The 16,354-nt window shown below is 70.9% G+C and carries 13 protein-coding genes; 9 read left to right on the top strand and 4 right to left on the bottom strand.

What is annotated here, in order from left to right:
• Nucleotide 1: 1 nt before the first annotated feature.
• The 3 genes from TMZ1T_RS18090 (at nt 2) to TMZ1T_RS18080 (ending at nt 2,819) form a co-directional block, all read left to right on the top strand.
• The gene (locus tag TMZ1T_RS18090) at nt 2–1,537 is read left to right on the top strand and encodes a cobyric acid synthase (protein ID WP_012586095.1); all 1,536 of its coding nucleotides are present in this window, start codon (nt 2–4) and stop codon (nt 1,535–1,537) included.
• Nucleotides 1,538–1,558: 21 nt separating this feature from the next.
• Complete coding sequence (queF, locus tag TMZ1T_RS18085) at nt 1,559–2,404, top strand: NADPH-dependent 7-cyano-7-deazaguanine reductase QueF (protein ID WP_004321992.1); 846 nt, start codon at nt 1,559–1,561, stop codon at nt 2,402–2,404.
• Nucleotides 2,405–2,510: 106 nt separating this feature from the next.
• Nucleotides 2,511–2,819 (top strand): c-type cytochrome, encoded by a 309-nt coding sequence (locus tag TMZ1T_RS18080; protein WP_004321994.1) that lies wholly within the window; start codon nt 2,511–2,513, stop codon nt 2,817–2,819.
• 64 nt (nt 2,820–2,883) lie between these two features.
• Here TMZ1T_RS18080 and TMZ1T_RS18075 read toward each other — a convergent pair whose 3' ends face one another.
• The 4 genes from TMZ1T_RS18075 to TMZ1T_RS18060 form a co-directional block, all read right to left on the bottom strand.
• Nucleotides 2,884–5,088, bottom strand: a complete 2,205-nt coding sequence (locus tag TMZ1T_RS18075; protein WP_004321995.1) for an EAL domain-containing response regulator — start codon at nt 5,086–5,088, stop codon at nt 2,884–2,886.
• Nucleotides 5,089–5,140: 52 nt separating this feature from the next.
• On the bottom strand, nt 5,141–7,105 hold the full coding sequence (locus TMZ1T_RS18070; protein WP_004321997.1) for a sensor histidine kinase: 1,965 nt from the start codon (nt 7,103–7,105) through the stop codon (nt 5,141–5,143).
• A 116-nt stretch (nt 7,106–7,221) separates the two neighbouring features.
• On the bottom strand, nt 7,222–8,358 hold the full coding sequence (locus tag TMZ1T_RS18065) for an EAL and HDOD domain-containing protein (protein WP_012586093.1): 1,137 nt from the start codon (nt 8,356–8,358) through the stop codon (nt 7,222–7,224).
• Nucleotides 8,359–8,371: 13 nt separating this feature from the next.
• Entirely contained in the window at nt 8,372–9,385 is a 1,014-nt protein-coding gene (locus tag TMZ1T_RS18060; RefSeq protein ID WP_012586092.1) for a CDP-6-deoxy-delta-3,4-glucoseen reductase, read from the bottom strand.
• A gap of 21 nt (nt 9,386–9,406) precedes the next feature.
• Here TMZ1T_RS18060 and TMZ1T_RS18055 point away from each other — a divergent pair, with 21 nt between their 5' ends.
• The 6 genes from TMZ1T_RS18055 (at nt 9,407) to TMZ1T_RS18030 (ending at nt 16,338) form a co-directional block, all read left to right on the top strand.
• Nucleotides 9,407–10,282, top strand: a complete 876-nt coding sequence (locus tag TMZ1T_RS18055; protein ID WP_012586091.1) for an SDR family oxidoreductase — start codon at nt 9,407–9,409, stop codon at nt 10,280–10,282.
• 61 nt (nt 10,283–10,343) lie between these two features.
• Nucleotides 10,344–10,754, top strand: coding sequence for a CopD family protein (locus TMZ1T_RS18050; RefSeq protein WP_012586090.1), 411 nt, complete (start codon nt 10,344–10,346; stop codon nt 10,752–10,754).
• A gap of 2 nt (nt 10,755–10,756) precedes the next feature.
• Complete coding sequence (locus TMZ1T_RS18045; RefSeq protein ID WP_012586089.1) at nt 10,757–12,262, top strand: sigma-54-dependent transcriptional regulator; 1,506 nt, start codon at nt 10,757–10,759, stop codon at nt 12,260–12,262.
• Between the two features lie 64 nt (nt 12,263–12,326).
• Nucleotides 12,327–14,408, top strand: coding sequence for a sensor histidine kinase (locus TMZ1T_RS18040; protein WP_012586088.1), 2,082 nt, complete (start codon nt 12,327–12,329; stop codon nt 14,406–14,408).
• Nucleotides 14,405–14,896 (top strand): molybdopterin-guanine dinucleotide biosynthesis protein B, encoded by a 492-nt coding sequence (gene mobB, locus TMZ1T_RS18035; protein ID WP_004326007.1) that lies wholly within the window; start codon nt 14,405–14,407, stop codon nt 14,894–14,896. The genes TMZ1T_RS18040 and mobB overlap by 4 nt, the downstream gene beginning before the upstream one ends.
• A gap of 107 nt (nt 14,897–15,003) precedes the next feature.
• Nucleotides 15,004–16,338 carry an NAD(P)/FAD-dependent oxidoreductase gene (locus TMZ1T_RS18030; protein WP_012586087.1) on the top strand — a complete coding sequence of 445 codons (1,335 nt, stop codon included), beginning with the start codon at nt 15,004–15,006 and terminating at the stop codon, nt 16,336–16,338.
• Nucleotides 16,339–16,354 lie beyond the last annotated feature (16 nt).

Here is a 16,354-nt window from a genome sequence, read left to right as displayed (position 1 = left end):
CATGTCCCCCCCGATCACGCTGATGGTGCAAGGCACCACCTCCGACGCCGGCAAGACCACGCTGGTCGCCGGACTCGCCCGCGTGCTGCGCCGACGGGGCATCAAGGTCGCCCCGTTCAAGCCGCAGAACATGGCGCTCAACTCCGCCGTCACCATCGACGGCGGCGAGATCGGCCGCGCCCAGGCCCTGCAGGCGCTCGCCGCCGGCGTCGCCCCGCATACCGACTTCAATCCGGTGCTGCTCAAGCCTTCCACCGACATCGGCGCCCAGGTCGTCATCCACGGCCGCGCCGTCGCCAGCCTGTCGGCGCGCGACTACCACGCCTACAAGCCCACCGCGATGGCCGCGGTGATGCAGAGCTGGGACCGCCTGTGCAGCGCCTACGCGGCGGTGCTGGTCGAGGGCGCCGGCAGCCCGGCCGAGATCAACCTGCGCGACCGCGACATCGCCAACATGGGTTTCGCCGAAGCCGCCGACGTGCCGGTGGTGCTGGTTGCGGACATCGACCGCGGCGGCGTGTTCGCCCACCTCGTCGGCACCCTCGAGCTGCTCTCGCCCTCCGAGCAGGCGCGCGTCAAGGGCTTCGTCATCAACCGCTTCCGCGGCGACCTCGGCCTGCTGCAGTCCGGCCTCGACTGGCTGGAGGCGCGCACGGGGCGGCCGGTGTTCGGCGTGCTGCCTTACCTGCACGGGCTCTTCCTCGACGCCGAGGACGCGCTCGCCGACAGCGCCGCCGACGTGCGCGCGGGCGAGGCTGCGCTGCGCGTGATCGCGCCGGTGTACTCGCGCATCTCCAACCACACCGACCTCGATCCGCTGCGATTGCACCCGCAGGTGGATTTCCGCTGGATCGGCCCCGGGCAGGCGATTCCGCCTGCCGACCTGATCGTGCTGCCCGGCTCCAAGAGCGTGCAGGCCGACCTCGCCTGGCTGCGCGCGCAGGGCTGGGAGACGGCGATCCGCCGCCACCTGCGCTATGGCGGCAAGCTGGTCGGCATCTGCGGCGGCTTCCAGATGCTCGGCCGCGAGCTGTCCGACCCGCTGGGCCTCGAAGGCGCGCCGGGAACGATGGCCGGGCTGGGCCTGCTCGAGGTGGACACGGTGCTCGAACAACACAAGCAGCTGCGCAACCTGCGCGGCCGCCTCGCGAACCTGTCGCGCGAAGACGGGTCCGAGTGTGCAGGTGAACCCGGTGCGGCCGTCACCGGCTACGAGATCCACATGGGCGTGAGCTCCGGCCCGGCGCTGGCGAGGCCGGCGCTGTGGTTGGCGCACGGCGACGATGCCATGCCGACCCGGCCCGACGGCGCGCGCTCTGCGGACGGGCAGATCCTCGGCACCTACGTCCACGGCCTGTTCGACGCCCCCGCGGCCTTGGCGGCGCTGCTCGCCTGGGCGGGGCTGGACGCGGAGGCGCTGGAAGGATCCGGGCCGGTCGACCTCGCAGCTCGCCGCGAAGCCGATCTCGACCGCCTCGCCGACGCGATCGAGGCCCATGTCGATCTGGCATCCCTGTTCGCCCCGAATCGCCTCTGAAGTCTTGCGGGATCCGCACGAATGAACACCGACACCCCGCGCCGCCACGGCGCCGAATCCTCCCCGCTCGGTCAGGCGGTCGCCTACCGCGACACCTACGCGCCCGAGCTGCTGTTCCCGATTTCGCGCCAGCTCAAGCGCGACGAGCTCGGCCTGCGCGCCGACATGCTGCCCTTCTGCGGCGAGGACTTGTGGAACGCCTACGAACTCTCCTGGCTGGACGCGCGCGGCAAGCCGGTGGTGGCCCTCGGCGAGTTCCGCGTGCCGGCGGCTTCGCCGCGACTGATCGAGTCCAAGTCGCTCAAGCTCTACCTGAACTCGTTCAACCAGCAGCGCTGCGCGAGTGTCGAGGAAGTGCGCGCGACCATCGCGCGGGACCTTTCGGCGGCGGCCGGCGCCGCGGTGGCGGTGGTGTTGCGGCCGCTGCAGGAACGCCCTGGGCGCAGCTTCGGCTACCCCGAGGGCGTCTGCATCGACGCGCTCGAGATCGACATCGGGCGCTACCAGCCCTGCGCGGAGACGCTGCGCGCCGCGGGACCGGAGGTGGAGGAGACGCTGTACTCGCACCTGCTCAAGTCGAACTGCCTGGTCACCGGCCAGCCCGACTGGGGTACCCTGGTCGTGCGCTACCGCGGGGCGGCGATCGACCGCGAGGGCCTGCTGCGCTACGTGGTGTCCTTCCGCGGCCACAACGAGTTCCACGAGCAGTGCGTGGAGCGCGTGTTCTGCGACCTCATGGCGCGCTGCAAGCCGCAGGAGCTTGCGGTGTGGGCGCGCTACACCCGCCGTGGCGGGCTGGACATCAATCCCTTCCGCGCCAGCCGGGCGGGGCTGCGGGCGGACGAGGCCATGGAAGTGCGCCAGTGAGCGCAGGCGCGGCAAATGTGCAACATCGTATGCGGGCCCTGCCCAAACCGGCGCATGCGGTGGTTTAATACCTGCCGGTAACAACCAACACCAAGAGGTAAGGAATATGAAGGCTTTCGTTGCTGCTGCGGTCGCTGCTGGTCTCCTCTCCGCTTCGCCCGCTTTCGCGTCCGAGGCGCTGGCCAAGTCCAAGAACTGCCTGGCCTGTCACGCGGTGGACAAGAAGCTGGTCGGCCCTTCCTACAAGGAAGTCGCCGCCAAGTACGCCGGCCAGGCCGATGCCGCGGCGATGCTCGCCGACAAGGTGCAGAAGGGCGGTGTGGGCGCTTGGGGCAAGGTCCCGATGCCTCCCAACCCGCAGGTCAATGCCGCCGACGCCAAGGCGCTCGTCGACTGGATCCTGACGCTCAAGTAATGCCGCATTCCCGGGCCGGCGCTGCCGGCCCGCGTGCCTCCGAAGCCGGCGCAAGCCGGCTTTTTTACGCCGGTGCGGCCTGCAGGTCCGCGCTGCCGGCGCCGAGGAAGAGCCGTTCGGGCTGGCGCAGCCAGCCCGGCACCTCGCCGGCCGGGGCGGGGCGGGCGAACAGGTAGCCCTGCATCACCTCGCAGCCGAGCGCGCGCAGCGCGTCGGCCTGCTCGAGATTCTCCACGCCCTCGGCGACGAGGTCGAGATCGAAGCCGCGTGCGATGCCGGTGATGGCCGAGATGATCGGGTTGGTCATCGGGCCTTCGAGGTCACGCACGAAGCTACGGTCGATCTTCAGCGTGCTGACCGGGAAGCGCTGCAGGTAGGCGAGCGCCGAGTAGCCGGTGCCGAAGTCGTCGATCGCCACGCTGATGCCGGCCTCGCGCAGCGCGCGCACCTTGGCGGCGATGTCGGCGGTGTCGTCCATCATCAGGCCCTCGGTGATCTCCACCTCGAGGCATGACGGTGCCACGCCGTGGCGGTCGAGGCAGGCGCGGATCCTGCCGACCACGTCGCCGCGCTGGAAGTCGCAGGCCGACAGGTTGATCGACACGCGCGGGGCGCCGACGCCCTCCGCCTGCCAGCGTGCGAGCTGCGCGCAGGCCGTCTCCAGCACCCAGTTGCTGATCTCGCTGATGAGGCCGACCTCTTCGGCCACCTGGATGAAGGTCGCGGGCGGAATCGCGCCCAGGCCCGGATGGTTCCAGCGCAACAAGGCCTCGAGGCCGACGATGCCGCGCGTCGCCAGGCTGACCTGGGGCTGGTAATGCAGGTCGAGCTCGCCGCGGGCGACCGCGCCGCGCAGGTCGTTCTCGAGCGCGATGCGGTCGCGATGGCGGGTGTTGAGCTCGGGGTCGAAGAAGCGGAAGGCGTTCTTGCCGGAGCGCTTGACCTGGTACATCGCCGCGTCGGCGTGGCGGGTGAGGTCCTCGGCAGTGGTGCCGTCGCGCGGGAAGAGCGCGATGCCGACGCTGACCGTGGCACGGAATTCGCCCTGGCTGAGCCGCACCGGGGTGGCGAGTGCGTCGAGCACCTTGCGCGCGATGACCTCGGCGTCCTCGGGCTGGTTGATGTCCGGGAGCAGCACGGTGAATTCGTCGCCGCCGAGGCGGGCGAGTGTGTCGCCGCGGCGCAGCGTGGCCGACAGCCGGCTCGCGATCGCACGCAGCAGCAGGTCGCCCTCGGCGTGGCCGAAGGTGTCATTGACCAGCTTGAAGCGGTCGATGTCGATGAACATCACCGCGAGCGCGCCGGTGCGGCGCTGCGCCTGCGCGATCGCGAGTTCGAGGCGGTCCTTGAACAGCACCCGGTTGGGCAGGTGGGTGAGCTGGTCGTGATAGGCCTGGAAGGAGATGATCTCCTCGGCGCGCTTGCGCTCGGAGATGTCGCGCGCCACGCCGTAGAGGCCGATCACGCGGCGGTCGTTCTCCTGCGTGACCATCGGGATGCCGGTCAGCGACACGGTGACGCTGCCGCCCTCGCCACCACCGTCGCGCCGCGAGCGCAGGCGCAGCTCGACGTGGAAGCTCTCGCCCGGCAGGCTGCTCGGCTGGCTGAGCAGGGTGTCGATGCGGTCGAGGTCCTCGGGCATCACCAGGGTGGTGAAGGGGCGCTTGACCAGCGCGCTGCGGTCGTAGCCCAGCAGGGCCTTGATGCGCGGGTTGATGTAGGTGAAGCGGCCGCTGCCGTCGAGGGTGAAGATCATGTCGGGCGAGCTCTCCACCAGGTAGCGGTGCAGGCGCTCCGAATCCTTCAGGCGCTGGCTCATCAGCTTGTTGGCGCGTTCGAGCGTGCCCTTGTGCAGGGCGCCGTCGACCGCGCGCTGCAGCTGCGCCACGTGATAGGGCTTGCGCACGTAGTCGTCGGCGCCGCCGCGCAGCGCGCCGATCGCCGCGTCGATCGCGTCCTCGCCGCTGATGATGATCACCGCCTCGTCGCGCTGGTGGTCGGACAGCCAGTCGAGCAGCGCGAGGCCGTTGGCGTCGGGGAGACGGTAGTCGAGCAGGATCAGCGCGTAGCGCTGCTTCTCCAGGCGGCCGATCGCCTCGCCGATGCTGCCGCATTCGTCGAAGAGGCGCCCGGGGCGGGCGAGTGCATGCGGAAAGGTGCGGCGCAGGGCCGGATCGTCATCGACGATCAGGATGCGGACGCTGTCGGCGTCGTCGCCGGCGGTGGCGTCGATCCGAGGCCTTAACCCGTTGTCGGCCGGAGTGACCATGGCTCCCGGAGGCTGCGATGTGGAGGGCTTGTTCGGCCGCATGATGCAACACTCAGGCGCTTTGTTCCAGCGGAACGAAGATCTGGAAGCTCGTGCCGGCGCCCGCCTGGGTGCGGCACAGCAGGGTGCCGCCCCATTGTGCGAGGATCTCGCGCACCACCGAGAGGCCGAGGCCCTGGTGCTCCGCCCCCTTTGCGCTCGGGCGCGGGCTGAGCGGATCCTGGGCGCGTTCCACCGGCAGGCCGGGGCCGTTGTCGACGAAGCGGATCTCCAGGCAGTTGCGGCCGTCGACATTGACCAGCGGCAGCACCGAGACGACCAGGCGCTGGCCGGGCTGGAGCGCTTCGGAGGCGTTGCGCAGCAGGTTGAGCAGCACCTGCTTGAGCGCCGATGCGGGGATCGCGGCCGGCGGCACGTCGCGCGCGGCGCGCAACTCGAGCTGGATCTGGCGGCTGCCGAAGAGCGGCTCGCCGTACAGCGTGCGCATGTCCAGCAGCAGCTCGGGCACCCGGCAGGTGCGCATCTCGGCCGTCTCGGCAGGCAGTTCGGCGGCGCTGCGCAGGAGTTTGTCGATGCGGTCGAGTTCGGCGTTGAGCAGGCTCATCTCGTCTTGCAGCGTGCTGTCGCCGGAGCGCTCCTGGGCGAGCATGTCGATGCGGGTCTTGAGCACCGTGAGCGGGTTGCTGGCCTCGTGGGCGATGCGGCGCACATGGTCGCGGAAGCGCTGGTGCAGCGCGGCCTCGCGCTCGGCGATCGCATCGCGCTGGCGGGCGTGGCTGCGCAGCGCGCGCGCCGCGGCACCGAGCAGGGCGGCGTAGCGCCAGCGCAGCTCGCTGTCGAGCGCCTGCGCGGAGGCGGTGGCGACCAGGGCCACGCTGGTGTCGCCCGCGCCGCCCAGAGGGATGACGTGGAAGCCCGGCTGGCCGAGCCAGCGTGCGACCTGCCAGTCGGCGACGCTGCGCCCGGGCGGGCCGCCGTCACCGAAATGCGAGCAGGGTTGCTCGCTGCGCGCACCGAGGGCGATGCAGCTGGTCTCGTCGTCCAGGCGCAGGCGCAGCTCGCCGATCAGCAGGTCGGGGCTGCCCGCCGCGGCGCCGAGCAGCGGGCGCAGGCGACCGTCCTCGCCGCTGCCGAGCAGCACCGGCGGGGTGTGCAGGCCGAACAGCGGGCAGGCGATCGCCAGGCGGTCGCGGATGGTCGTCGCGTCCAGGTCGACGAAGGCGGCGGTGAGCAGGCCGAGCATGCCGGCGTAGCGGTAGGGGTCGTCCGTGAGGCGCAGGGTCGGGCAGGCCGCGCCCGTGCCCGCGCTGGGCAGGCCGGGCAGGGCGGGGTAGGACGCATGCCCGGACAGGATGTAGCCGACGTCGGTGCGCAGCGCCACCACGCTTGCGCTCTCGAGTCCGGTCAGCTCGGCGACTTCCGTGATGCGCTCCTGCCAGTTGCCACCGGCGAGCTGGCGTGCGGCGGCGAGCAGGCCGAGCAGCGGATGCATCGCGCCCGCGCAGGCCGGATCCATGCCGTCGAACTCGAGCGCGTCGGCCAGGCTCGCGGGCAGGCCGCAGTCGGCGACAAGGGCCGGCAGCGTCGGCCGGCGCCCGGAAACCCACCCCGCCGAGCGCGGCAGGCCGAACCACAGGCCGGCGAGGTAGGCCTCGTCGGGGCGCGGATATTCGGTCTCGATCGCGAGGTGGAGCGCGCATTCGGCACGCAGCAGTGCGGCGTCGGCGGTTTCGTCCGGTTGGTTGCCGACGTGGCCCAGACCGAGCAGCCAGGCGCGCAGCAGGTCGGTGCCGATGCGCTCGAGGCGGCGCCGCAGGGCGGCATTGAGGCCGTCCTGGAGTTCGCCCGCGCGCAGCGGATCGGCCAGCAGCAGCGCCAGGCTCAGCGCGGGGTCGCGTGCGGCCACGAGCGCGATCTCCGCCCAGTTCGGCGTCTGCGCGGCGAGCATGCGCAGGATCGTCGACGCGCCGTCGGGCAGGGGCTGGAGCTCGAAGGCGCTGAAATTGGCGGCGAACATGCGATGGACGGTTGGAAAAAGGGCCGACGGATTCTAGCCCGTCGGCCCTTCCCCTTGCCGTGAACGATGTGGCGGTCGAGCGGGAATGACGAACGGGGTGCGGCGCTGGACGAGGTTCAGCCGTGCAGGCTGTCGGCGAAACCGAGCCCGACCAGCTGTGCGCGATTGACCTGCTCGCAGCTCAGGTGGAGCTGGTCCACCGCCGCCTGCAAGGCCTTGGGGTCGAAGCTCTCGCAGCACTGCGCAAGGTGCAGGAAGGGGGCGAAGTCGCCTTGGCCGTAGAGGAGCGCCTCGCTCACCCGCGGCGGCAGGTTCATCTCTTCGAGCAGGGTCTGGATCGAGGTGCCGAGCAGGGTGTGCAGCAGCGAGAAGGCGCCGGTGATGAAGAGGTTGTCGCGCTCGACGGCATCGAAGAAGCCGCCGCCGATCTCTTCCATGAAGCGGCCGCGCGCGATCGCGGTCTGCATCAGCGCGGGGGCGCTGGGGTCGCGGCTGGCGGTGACCAGCAGCAGCGACAGCCATTTGTTGAGGGCGTCGTAGCCGAGGATGCTGACCGCGTGGCGGAAGGACTGGATCTCGACCATGAGGCCGAAGCCGGCCGAGTTGATGTAGCGCAGCAGCTTGAAGGAGAGCGCCACGTCCTGCTTGAGGACGCCCTCGATCTCGCGGATGTCGCCGTTGTTGCGCACCAGGTTGAGCAGCCGCACGATCTGCGCATGCCCCGGCGTGAGGCTCTTGGCGGGCGCGTTGCCGTGCAGGAAGAACCAGCCCGAGGCACCGTCGTAGCCCGCCGCGACGGCCTGGCGGAAGGCGCCGATGTCAGCCAGGCCCCAGGCCAGGCTCAGGCCGGGCGAGCCGGTGGGCGCAGGGTGGCGGCGTGCGTCGATGAGCACGAAACGCCAGTCGTGGCCGGCGGGCAGGGCGACCTCGGGCTGGAACCAGGTCAGGCACATGCCGATGCCGGCATCGCGCAGGCGCGCCATCAGCGCCTGGGTGTGCGGATGGGCGAGCGTCTGCACCGGGATCTCGATCGCCACGTTCCCGGGGATCGCCCACTCCATGATCTCGGGCGTCGGTACCAGGCGGCCGAGGCTGACGAACACCGGATGGTGGGTCGGCCACACCGCGGCCTGGGCGGAGAGCGCCTCGACCACCGAGGCGATGTTGGGGCCGTGGGCGATCAGGCGGTTGGCGGTGATCGCGCGGTTCTTGTTGACGACCGGCTCGCGGGTCAGCAGGGTGGTCAGGCTCATCGGGCGTTCCGGGTCATCGGGCGGAGGGCTGGGCGAAGGTGAAGGCGTCGGCGAAGAACGCGTCCTCGGGCAGGCCGCGTTCGCTGTGGAAGCTGGCGCGTGCGGCATCGACCATCGCGGGGGCGCCGCAGACATAGACCTCGTGCGCGGAAAGGTCGGCGAAGTCTTCGAGTACCGCCTGGTGCACCAGGCCGCCGCGTCCCGCCCAGGCCTCGTCGGAGAGCACCGGGACGTAGCGCAGGCCGGGCAGCACCTCCTCCCAGGCGCGTGCGAGCGCGTCGAGATACAGCCCGTCGCGCCGGCGCGCACCCCAATACAGCGTGATCGGGCGCTGCAGGCCGAGCCGGATCGCGTGCTCGACGATGCCCTTGATCGGTGCGAAGCCGGTGCCGCCGGCCACCAGCACGATCGGCCGCGCGGAGTCCTCGCGCAGGAAGAAGCTGCCCAGCGGCCCTTCGAAGCGCAGGATCTCCTTTTCCATCATGGTCTCGAAGACGTGGCCGGTGAAACGGCCGCCGTCGATGCGGCGCACATGCAGCTCGAGATGGCGGGCGTCGTGCGGGGCGTTGGCGATCGAGAAGCTGCGGCGCTGGCCGTCGGCGAGCAGGATGTCGATGTACTGGCCGGCGCGGAAGGCGAAGTTCTCGCTCGCGGGCAGCTTGAGTTCGATCCGCATCACGTCCTCGGCCAGGCGCTCGAGCTTCTGCACGCGGCAGGGCAGCTTCTTCACCTGGATGTCGCCGGCGCGCGTCACGCTGCGTGCCTGCACCATCACGTCGCCGAGCGGCTTCGCGCAGCAGAACAGCGCCAGACCCTCGGCGCGCTCGGCCTCGCTCAGTGCGCCGGGCGAGTGCTCGCCGTGCTCGACCTCGCCCTCGAGCACGCGACCCTTGCAGGCGCCGCAGGCGCCGTCGCGGCAGCCGTGCGGCAGCAGCAGGCCGGCGGCGAGCGCGGCCTCGAGCACGGTCTGGTCGTCGTCGGCCTCGAAGGAGTGGTTGCCGGGCTGGAGGGAAATCCGGTGGCTCATGGTGCGTGAGATAATTGAACGATGAAAAGGATACTGATCGTCGGCAGCGGCGACGTCGCCCGCCGCGCGCTGCCATGGCTGGTGCGTCGCTTTCGTGTCTTCGCGCTCGTCCGCCAGCCCGAGGCGGCCGCCGAACTGCGTGCGCTCGGCGCGGTGCCGGTCGCGGGCGACCTCGACGACCGCCGCAGCCTGCGCCGCCTGGCCGGCATCGCCGACGCGGTGCTGCACTTCGCGCCGCCGCCGCAGACGGGCGAGGGCGACCCGCGCATGGCGCGGCTGCTGGCCGCGCTGGCAGGTCGATCGAGTCTACCACAGGGGGTGGTATACATAAGCACGACAGGGGTTTACGGAGACTGCGCAGGTGTCCGGGTGGATGAGACGCGGCCGTGCCGGGCGCAGACCGCGCGCGGCCGCCGACGGGTGGATGCCGAGCGCCGCCTGCGCGCCTTCGGCCGCCGTAACCGGGTGCGGGTCGCCCTGCTGCGCGCGCCCGGCATCTACGCCGCCGACCGTCTGCCGCTCGAGCGCCTGCGTCGCGCCGATCCGGTGCTCGCCGCCGACGAGGATGTGCACACCAACCACATCCACGCCGAGGACCTCGCCCGCATCGCCTGCCTGGCGCTGTTCCGTGCCGGGCCGGGGCGGGCCTACAACGCCAGCGACGACTCCGGCCTGCGCATGGGCGAGTACTTCGACGCGGTCGCCGAGCGTTTCGGCCTGGCGCGCCCGCCACGCATGGCACGCGCCGAGATCGTCCGCCACCTGTCGCCGCTCGCGCTGTCCTTCATGAGCGAGTCGCGCCGCCTCGACAACCGCCGGCTGAAGCGGGAACTGCGCCTGCACCTGCGCTATCCGACGGTGGCCGACGGCTTGCGCGCCGCGACCGTTCCCGTCTGAACCGCGGCGCTTTGCCGCGCCGCGGGCGAACTTCCCCGATCGAACCTGGAGCCCTTCCCGCATGCTGACCCTCAAGGCCTTTCACATCGTCTTCGTCGTGAGCTGGTTCGCAGGCCTCTTCTACCTGCCGCGCCTCTTCGTCAATCACGCCATGGTCGAGGACGCCGCCACCCGCGAGCGCCTGGCGATGATGGAAATGAAGCTGTACCGCTTCATGACGCCGCTCGGCATCCTCGCCGTGGGCTTCGGCCTGTGGCTGTGGTTCGGCTACGACTTCGCCGGCGGCTGGCTGCACGTGAAGACCCTGCTGGTGGTGTTCCTGATCGCCTACCACCTGTATTGCGGCCGCCTGATGCGCGCCTTCGCCGAGGGACGCAACACTCGCAGCCACGTGTGGTACCGCTATTTCAACGAGATCCCGGTGCTGGTGCTGTTCGTGGTGGTGTTCCTCGTGGTCTTGAAGCCCTTCTGAACATGGTCGCGAAACGGATCGGGGGCGGCGGGGACGACGTGCAGATGGCGCGCGGCGTGCGGGGCGACGAGGCGAAGGCGCTCGCGCAAGGCGGAGTCGGGCGCGCCGAGCCCGCGCGCCCGGTGGAGCTCGCCGACTACCAGTGGCCTGCGCACTCGGTGCTGGTGGTCGACGACGAGGAGGGCATGCGCAATTTCCTCGAGCGCACGCTCGCGCGCCGCTGCGGCATGGTGCAGTCGGCCGCCGATGCCGAGCACGCCGCGGTGCTGATGGCGCGTCTGCATTTCGACCTGCTGGTCCTCGACATCGCCCTGCCTGGCAAGTCGGGGATCGAGTGGCTGCACGAGCTGCGCGAGAATGGTTATGCCGGCGACGTGATCCTGATCACCGCCTTCGCCGACATGGAGACCGCGATCGACGCGCTGCGCGGCGGCGCCTCGGACTTCATCCTCAAGCCCTTCCGCGTCGACCAGATCCTCAACTCGATCAAGCGCTGCTTCGAGCGTGCCGGCCTGGCGCGCGAGAACTTCGTGCTGCGCCGCGAGCTCGCCGGCCTGGGCGCCGAGCCCACCGGGCTGATCGGCCACTCGCCCGCGATGGAGCAGCTGCGCGCGCTGGTGCGCCGCGTCGGGCAGATGCCGAGCACGGTGCTGCTGCTGGGCGAATCCGGTACCGGCAAGGAGGTGGTGGCGCGCGCGTTGCACCAGACCAGCCCGCGCGCGCAGCGCCCCTTCGTGCCGCTCAACTGCGCGGCGATCGCCTCCGAGCTGATCGAGAGCGAGCTCTTCGGCCACGTCAAGGGCGCCTTCACCGGCGCCACCGAGAACCGCAACGGTCTGTTCTACTACGCCCACGGCGGCACGCTCTTCCTCGACGAGATCAGCGAGCTGCCGCTGGCGATGCAGACCCGGCTGCTGCGGGTACTCGAGGAGCGCAAGCTGCGCCCGGTCGGTTCCGAGCGCGAGCTGCCGGTGGATGTACGCATCATCGCCGCCTCCAACCGCGACCTCGCCGCCGAGGTGCGCGCCGGACGCTTCCGCGAGGACCTCTACTACCGCCTCGCGGTGGTGGACATCGGCCTGCCGCCGCTGCGCGACCGTACCGAGGACATCCCCGAGCTGATGCGCCACTTCATGCAGCAGTTTTCCGTCCAGCTCGGCGTGCCGCCGCTGCCGCTCTCGCACGAGGTGGTGAACCGGCTCGCCGGCTACACCTGGCCTGGCAACGTGCGCGAACTGCGCAACTACATCGAGCGCTCGCTGATTCTCGGCCACTTCCCGGCGCAGCCGAGCGCCGCACCGACCGCCGCGCCGACGCCGGCGGGCGAGCTGGAGTCGAGCCTGGCCGAGGTCGAGCGCCGCCACATCGAGCGTGTGACCGCCGCCTGCGAGGGCAACAAGACCGAGGCCGCGCGCCGGCTGGGCGTGTCGCGCAAGACCCTGGAGCGCAAGTTCGCCGAGTGGGCGCTCGAGGACGCCGCGGCCGCGCGTGCGGAGCGGCGGGCCTGAGCGTGGCGGGGGTCGGGGCGAGCAGGCTGCGCCGGATGGCGGGGCCCGGTGCGGGAGCGGGGCGATGAGGCTCGCCGAACGCCTGCGCGGCTCGGTACGCGCCAAGCTGCTCGCCCTCGTGCTCGCGCCGCTGATGCTGGGCTTCCCGCTGATCATGGGCGTGCTGTGGTACTGGGGCGAGGTCTACTACCACCGCCTGATGGTGTCGCGGGTCGCCAGCGACTTGGCGACTGCGCACGGTTACTTCGAGCGCGTGATCGACGGCGTCGGCAACGGCGTGCAGGGGCTCGCCGGCTCGCATGCGCTCGCGCAGACCCTGGCGCACGAGAGTCCGGAAGCGGTGGCCGCGCTGCTCGGTGCGCGCAAGGGCGGACTCGCGCTCGACTTCCTCAACCTGCTCGACGTCAATGGCCGCGTGCTGCATGCGTCGACCGCGCTGGCGGCGGGGAGCGCGCGTGGTGGATGGCCCGTCGTGCAGCAGGCGATCCGCGCCCGCGGCGGCAGCGTCGTCGAGCGCTTCGCACCCGCCGAGCTCGCGGCGATCGACGCCGGCATGCGTGAGCGTGCCCGCCTTGCCCTGGTGGCCACGGCGCGCGCGCGGCCGGATTCGCGCGGCGAGGAGGAGCGCGGCCTGGTGGTGCACGCGGCGGCCCCGGTGCTCGACGCCGCGGGCAACCTGGTCGCGGTGCTCGAAGGCGGCGTGCTGCTCAATGGCAACCTCGACTTCGTCGATACCCTCAACGCCATTGTCTACCGCGAGGGCAGCCTGCCCGAGGGCAGCGAGGGCACCGCCACGCTCTTCGTCGACGATGTGCGCATCGCCACCAACGTGCGCCTGTTCGAGGGCGCGCGCGCGCTCGGCACGCGCGCCTCGGACGAGGTCCGCACGCATGTGCTCGACCACGGGCGTACCTGGCTGGAGACCGCCTTCGTGGTCAACGACTGGTACGTGTCGGCTTACGAGCCGGTGGTGGACAGCCGTGGCGAACGCGTCGGCATGCTCTACGTCGGCTTCCTCGAGGCGCCCTTCCGCGCCGCCAAGCGCATGGCCCTGCTGGTGGTCGGCGCGCTCGCGCTGCTGGTCAGCGCCGCCGGCGCGCTGCTGACGCTGTATTGGGCGCGCGGCATCTTCCGGCCGATCGAGCGCATGCACGCCACCATCGGCCGCATCGACGCCGGCGACGAGCAGGCGCGCGTGGGTGACGTCGCCAGCCGCGACGAGCTCGGCCGCCTGGCTACCGCCTTCGACCACCTGCTCGACGACCAGGCCGTGCGCCGCGCCGAGCTGCAGGCGCTCAACGCCTCGCTCGACCGCAAGGTCGCCGAGCGCACCGCCGACCTCGCCGACGCCAACGCCGAGCTGCGCGCCGCACAGCACCGCCTGGTGATGAGCGAGAAGCTCGCCGCGATCGGCGAGCTCACCGCCGGCGTCGCGCACGAGATCAGCAATCCCACCGCGGTGATCCAGGGCAATCTCGACCTGCTGCGCGAGGAGCTCGGCCCCGCGGCGCAGCCGGTGGCCAACGAGATCCGCCTGATCCACGAGCAGGTCGGGCGCATCCGCCTGATCGTCACCAAGCTGCTGCAGTTCGCCCGTCCGGGCGAGTTCGCCGGCTACGTCGAGGACGTCGACGTGAACGCCGCGCTCGCCGACTGCCTGGTGCTGACGCGCCAGCATCTGGCGCGCGCCGAGGTGAAGGTGGTGCAGCGCCTGGCCGCCACCGCGCGGGTGCAGATCAACCTGCAGGAGCTGCAGCAGGTGCTGATCAACCTCATCGTCAACGCCGTGCAGGCCATGCCGGCCGGCGGTACGCTGACGCTGGAGACGGTCGACCGCGACCCGCGGCAGGATGCGCGCGGCGTGCGCATCACGGTGCGCGACACCGGCGGCGGCATCCGTGCCGAGGACCTGGCGCGCATCTTCGATCCCTTCTTTACCACCAAGAAGCGCCAAGGCACCGGGCTGGGGCTGTCGATCAGCCACACCCTGGTCGAGCGCTATGGCGGCCGCATCGAGGTGGACAGCGCGCCCGGGCGGGGCGCGGCCTTCACGGTGAGCCTGCTCGCCGAGCCGGTGTATCGCAAGGACCCCGCGCCGCCGCCCGGCGGACGGGAAAACGGAACAGGACAAACGGAAGCGACATGAAAGTGATGGGTTTCGCCGGCTGGTCCGGCAGCGGCAAGACGACGCTGGTGGAGCAGGTGATCGCGGCGCTGAGCGCGCGCGGCCTGGTGGTGTCGCTGGTCAAGCACGCCCACCACAGCTTCGACATCGACCATGCCGGCAAGGATTCCTGGCGCCATCGCCAGGCCGGCTGCCGCGAGGTCATGGTGAGCTCGGACCAGCGCTGGTCGCTGACACGCGAGCTGCGCGGCGGGCCCGAGGCGACGCTCGACGAGCTGCTTGCCCACCTCGGACCGTGCGATCTGGTGTTGGTCGAGGGCTTCAAGCGCGCGGCGATCCCCAAGATCGAGGTGCATCGCCGGGGGCTCGCCGAGCCGCTGCTGTATCCGCACGATCCGCACATCGTCGCCATCGCGACCGACGCCGAGCTGCCTGCGACGCTGCCGCGGCTGGACCTCAACGACCCGGTGCAGGTGGCCGACTTCATCGCGGACCATCTGCACCTGTAGTGCGGGCGAGGTCGGTCCAGTCTGTTGCATCCATGCGAACGCCCGGTATGGCAGGGCGAATGCTCTGTTAGGATTCTCGAGATAAATAATTTTCTCGAGAGACGGTAATGAGGATCGAAAAGACCACGGCGGGGACGCCCCACCGCATCGTCATCGTCGGCGGGGGCGCCGGCGGACTGGAGCTGGCGACACGCCTGGGGCGCAAGTTCGGCAGCGGCGGGCGGGTCGAGGTCACCCTCGTCGACAGCAAGCGCACCCACGTGTGGAAGCCCAAGCTCCACGAGATCGCTGCCGGCAGCATGGACATCGGCGATCACGAGGTGCCCTACCTGGCGCAGGCGCACTGGCATGGCTTCCGCTTCCGCATCGGGCAGATGATCGGGCTCGACCGCAGCCGGCGCGAGATCCACGTCGCCCCCTTCGTCGATGAAGACGGCAAGGAGGTCACGCCCGCGCGTTCCTTCCCCTACGACACGCTGGTGATCGCGGTCGGCAGTCTCAGCAACGATTTCGGCACGCCGGGGGTGCGCGAGCATGCGCTCAAGCTCGAGACCGTCGCCGATGCGCGGCGTTTCCATGTGCGCATGGTCAATGCGTGCGTGCGCGCCCACGCCCAGCGTTCGCCGCTGCGCCCCGGGCAGTTGCATGTGGCGATCATCGGTGCCGGCGCTACCGGCGTCGAGCTTGCCGCCGAGTTGCACCACACCACGCGCGAGGTGGTGGCGTACGGGCTGGACCGCGTCGATGCCGAAAAGGACGTCCGGCTCACCCTGATCGAAGCCGCGCCGCGCGTGCTGCCGGCCTTGCCCGAGCGCCTGTCGCGATCGACCGAGCGCTTGCTGCGCAAGCTGGGTGTGGAAGTGAATACCGACGCACGCGTGGCCGAGGTGCTGCCCGATGGCGTGCGCCTGGCCGACGGTCGCGTCCTGCCCGCCGAGCTGGTGGTGTGGGCGGCCGGGGTGAAGGCGCCCGATTTCCTCACCCGGCTCGACGGGCTGGAGACCAATCGCATCAACCAGCTCGTGGTGCGGCAGACCCTGCAGAGTTCGGTAGACGACGACATCTTCGCGATGGGCGACTGCGCCGCCTGCCCGTGGCCGGAAAAGGACGGCTTCGTGCCCCCGCGCGCGCAGGCCGCGCACCAGCAGGCCTCGCATCTGTACACGCAGCTGCAGCGCCGCCTCGCCGGCAAGCCGGTGCAGGACTACCGCTACCGGGACTTCGGTTCGCTGGTGTCGCTGGGCGAGTTCAGCACGGTGGGCAACATGATGGGCGGGCTCGCCAGGGGCGACCTGTTCATCGAGGGCTGGTTCGCGCGCCTGATGTATGCCTCCTTGTACAAGATGCACGAACTGGCGCTGCACGGCTGGGTGAAGGTGACGCTCGACACCTTGGCGCGCATGATCACGCGCCGCACCGAGCCCCACGTCAAGCTGCACTGAGGCCGCGCGTGCCGCG

Source organism: Thauera aminoaromatica, assembly GCF_000021765.1.
GTDB lineage: Bacteria > Pseudomonadota > Gammaproteobacteria > Burkholderiales > Rhodocyclaceae > Thauera > Thauera aminoaromatica.
The sequence above is the reverse complement of the archived record's forward strand: the minus strand, read 5'-3'. Positions and strand labels throughout refer to the sequence as shown.

What these genes read in the sequence shown, in the direction of transcription:
- TMZ1T_RS18045 (WP_012586089.1), top strand. Translation starts at nt 10,757, where the DNA reads ATGGTCGCGAAACGGATCGGGGGCGGCGGGGACGACGTGCAGATGGCG.
- TMZ1T_RS18030 (WP_012586087.1), top strand. Translation starts at nt 15,004, where the DNA reads ATGAGGATCGAAAAGACCACGGCGGGGACGCCCCACCGCATCGTCATC.
- TMZ1T_RS18090 (WP_012586095.1), top strand. Translation starts at nt 2, where the DNA reads ATGTCCCCCCCGATCACGCTGATGGTGCAAGGCACCACCTCCGACGCC.
- TMZ1T_RS18050 (WP_012586090.1), top strand. Translation starts at nt 10,344, where the DNA reads ATGCTGACCCTCAAGGCCTTTCACATCGTCTTCGTCGTGAGCTGGTTC.
- TMZ1T_RS18075 (WP_004321995.1), bottom strand. Translation starts at nt 5,088, where the DNA reads ATGGTCACTCCGGCCGACAACGGGTTAAGGCCTCGGATCGACGCCACC.
- TMZ1T_RS18040 (WP_012586088.1), top strand. Translation starts at nt 12,327, where the DNA reads ATGAGGCTCGCCGAACGCCTGCGCGGCTCGGTACGCGCCAAGCTGCTC.
- TMZ1T_RS18065 (WP_012586093.1), bottom strand. Translation starts at nt 8,358, where the DNA reads ATGAGCCTGACCACCCTGCTGACCCGCGAGCCGGTCGTCAACAAGAAC.
- TMZ1T_RS18055 (WP_012586091.1), top strand. Translation starts at nt 9,407, where the DNA reads ATGAAAAGGATACTGATCGTCGGCAGCGGCGACGTCGCCCGCCGCGCG.
- queF (WP_004321992.1), top strand. Translation starts at nt 1,559, where the DNA reads ATGAACACCGACACCCCGCGCCGCCACGGCGCCGAATCCTCCCCGCTC.
- TMZ1T_RS18070 (WP_004321997.1), bottom strand. Translation starts at nt 7,105, where the DNA reads ATGTTCGCCGCCAATTTCAGCGCCTTCGAGCTCCAGCCCCTGCCCGAC.
- TMZ1T_RS18080 (WP_004321994.1), top strand. Translation starts at nt 2,511, where the DNA reads ATGAAGGCTTTCGTTGCTGCTGCGGTCGCTGCTGGTCTCCTCTCCGCT.
- mobB (WP_004326007.1), top strand. Translation starts at nt 14,405, where the DNA reads ATGAAAGTGATGGGTTTCGCCGGCTGGTCCGGCAGCGGCAAGACGACG.
- TMZ1T_RS18060 (WP_012586092.1), bottom strand. Translation starts at nt 9,385, where the DNA reads ATGAGCCACCGGATTTCCCTCCAGCCCGGCAACCACTCCTTCGAGGCC.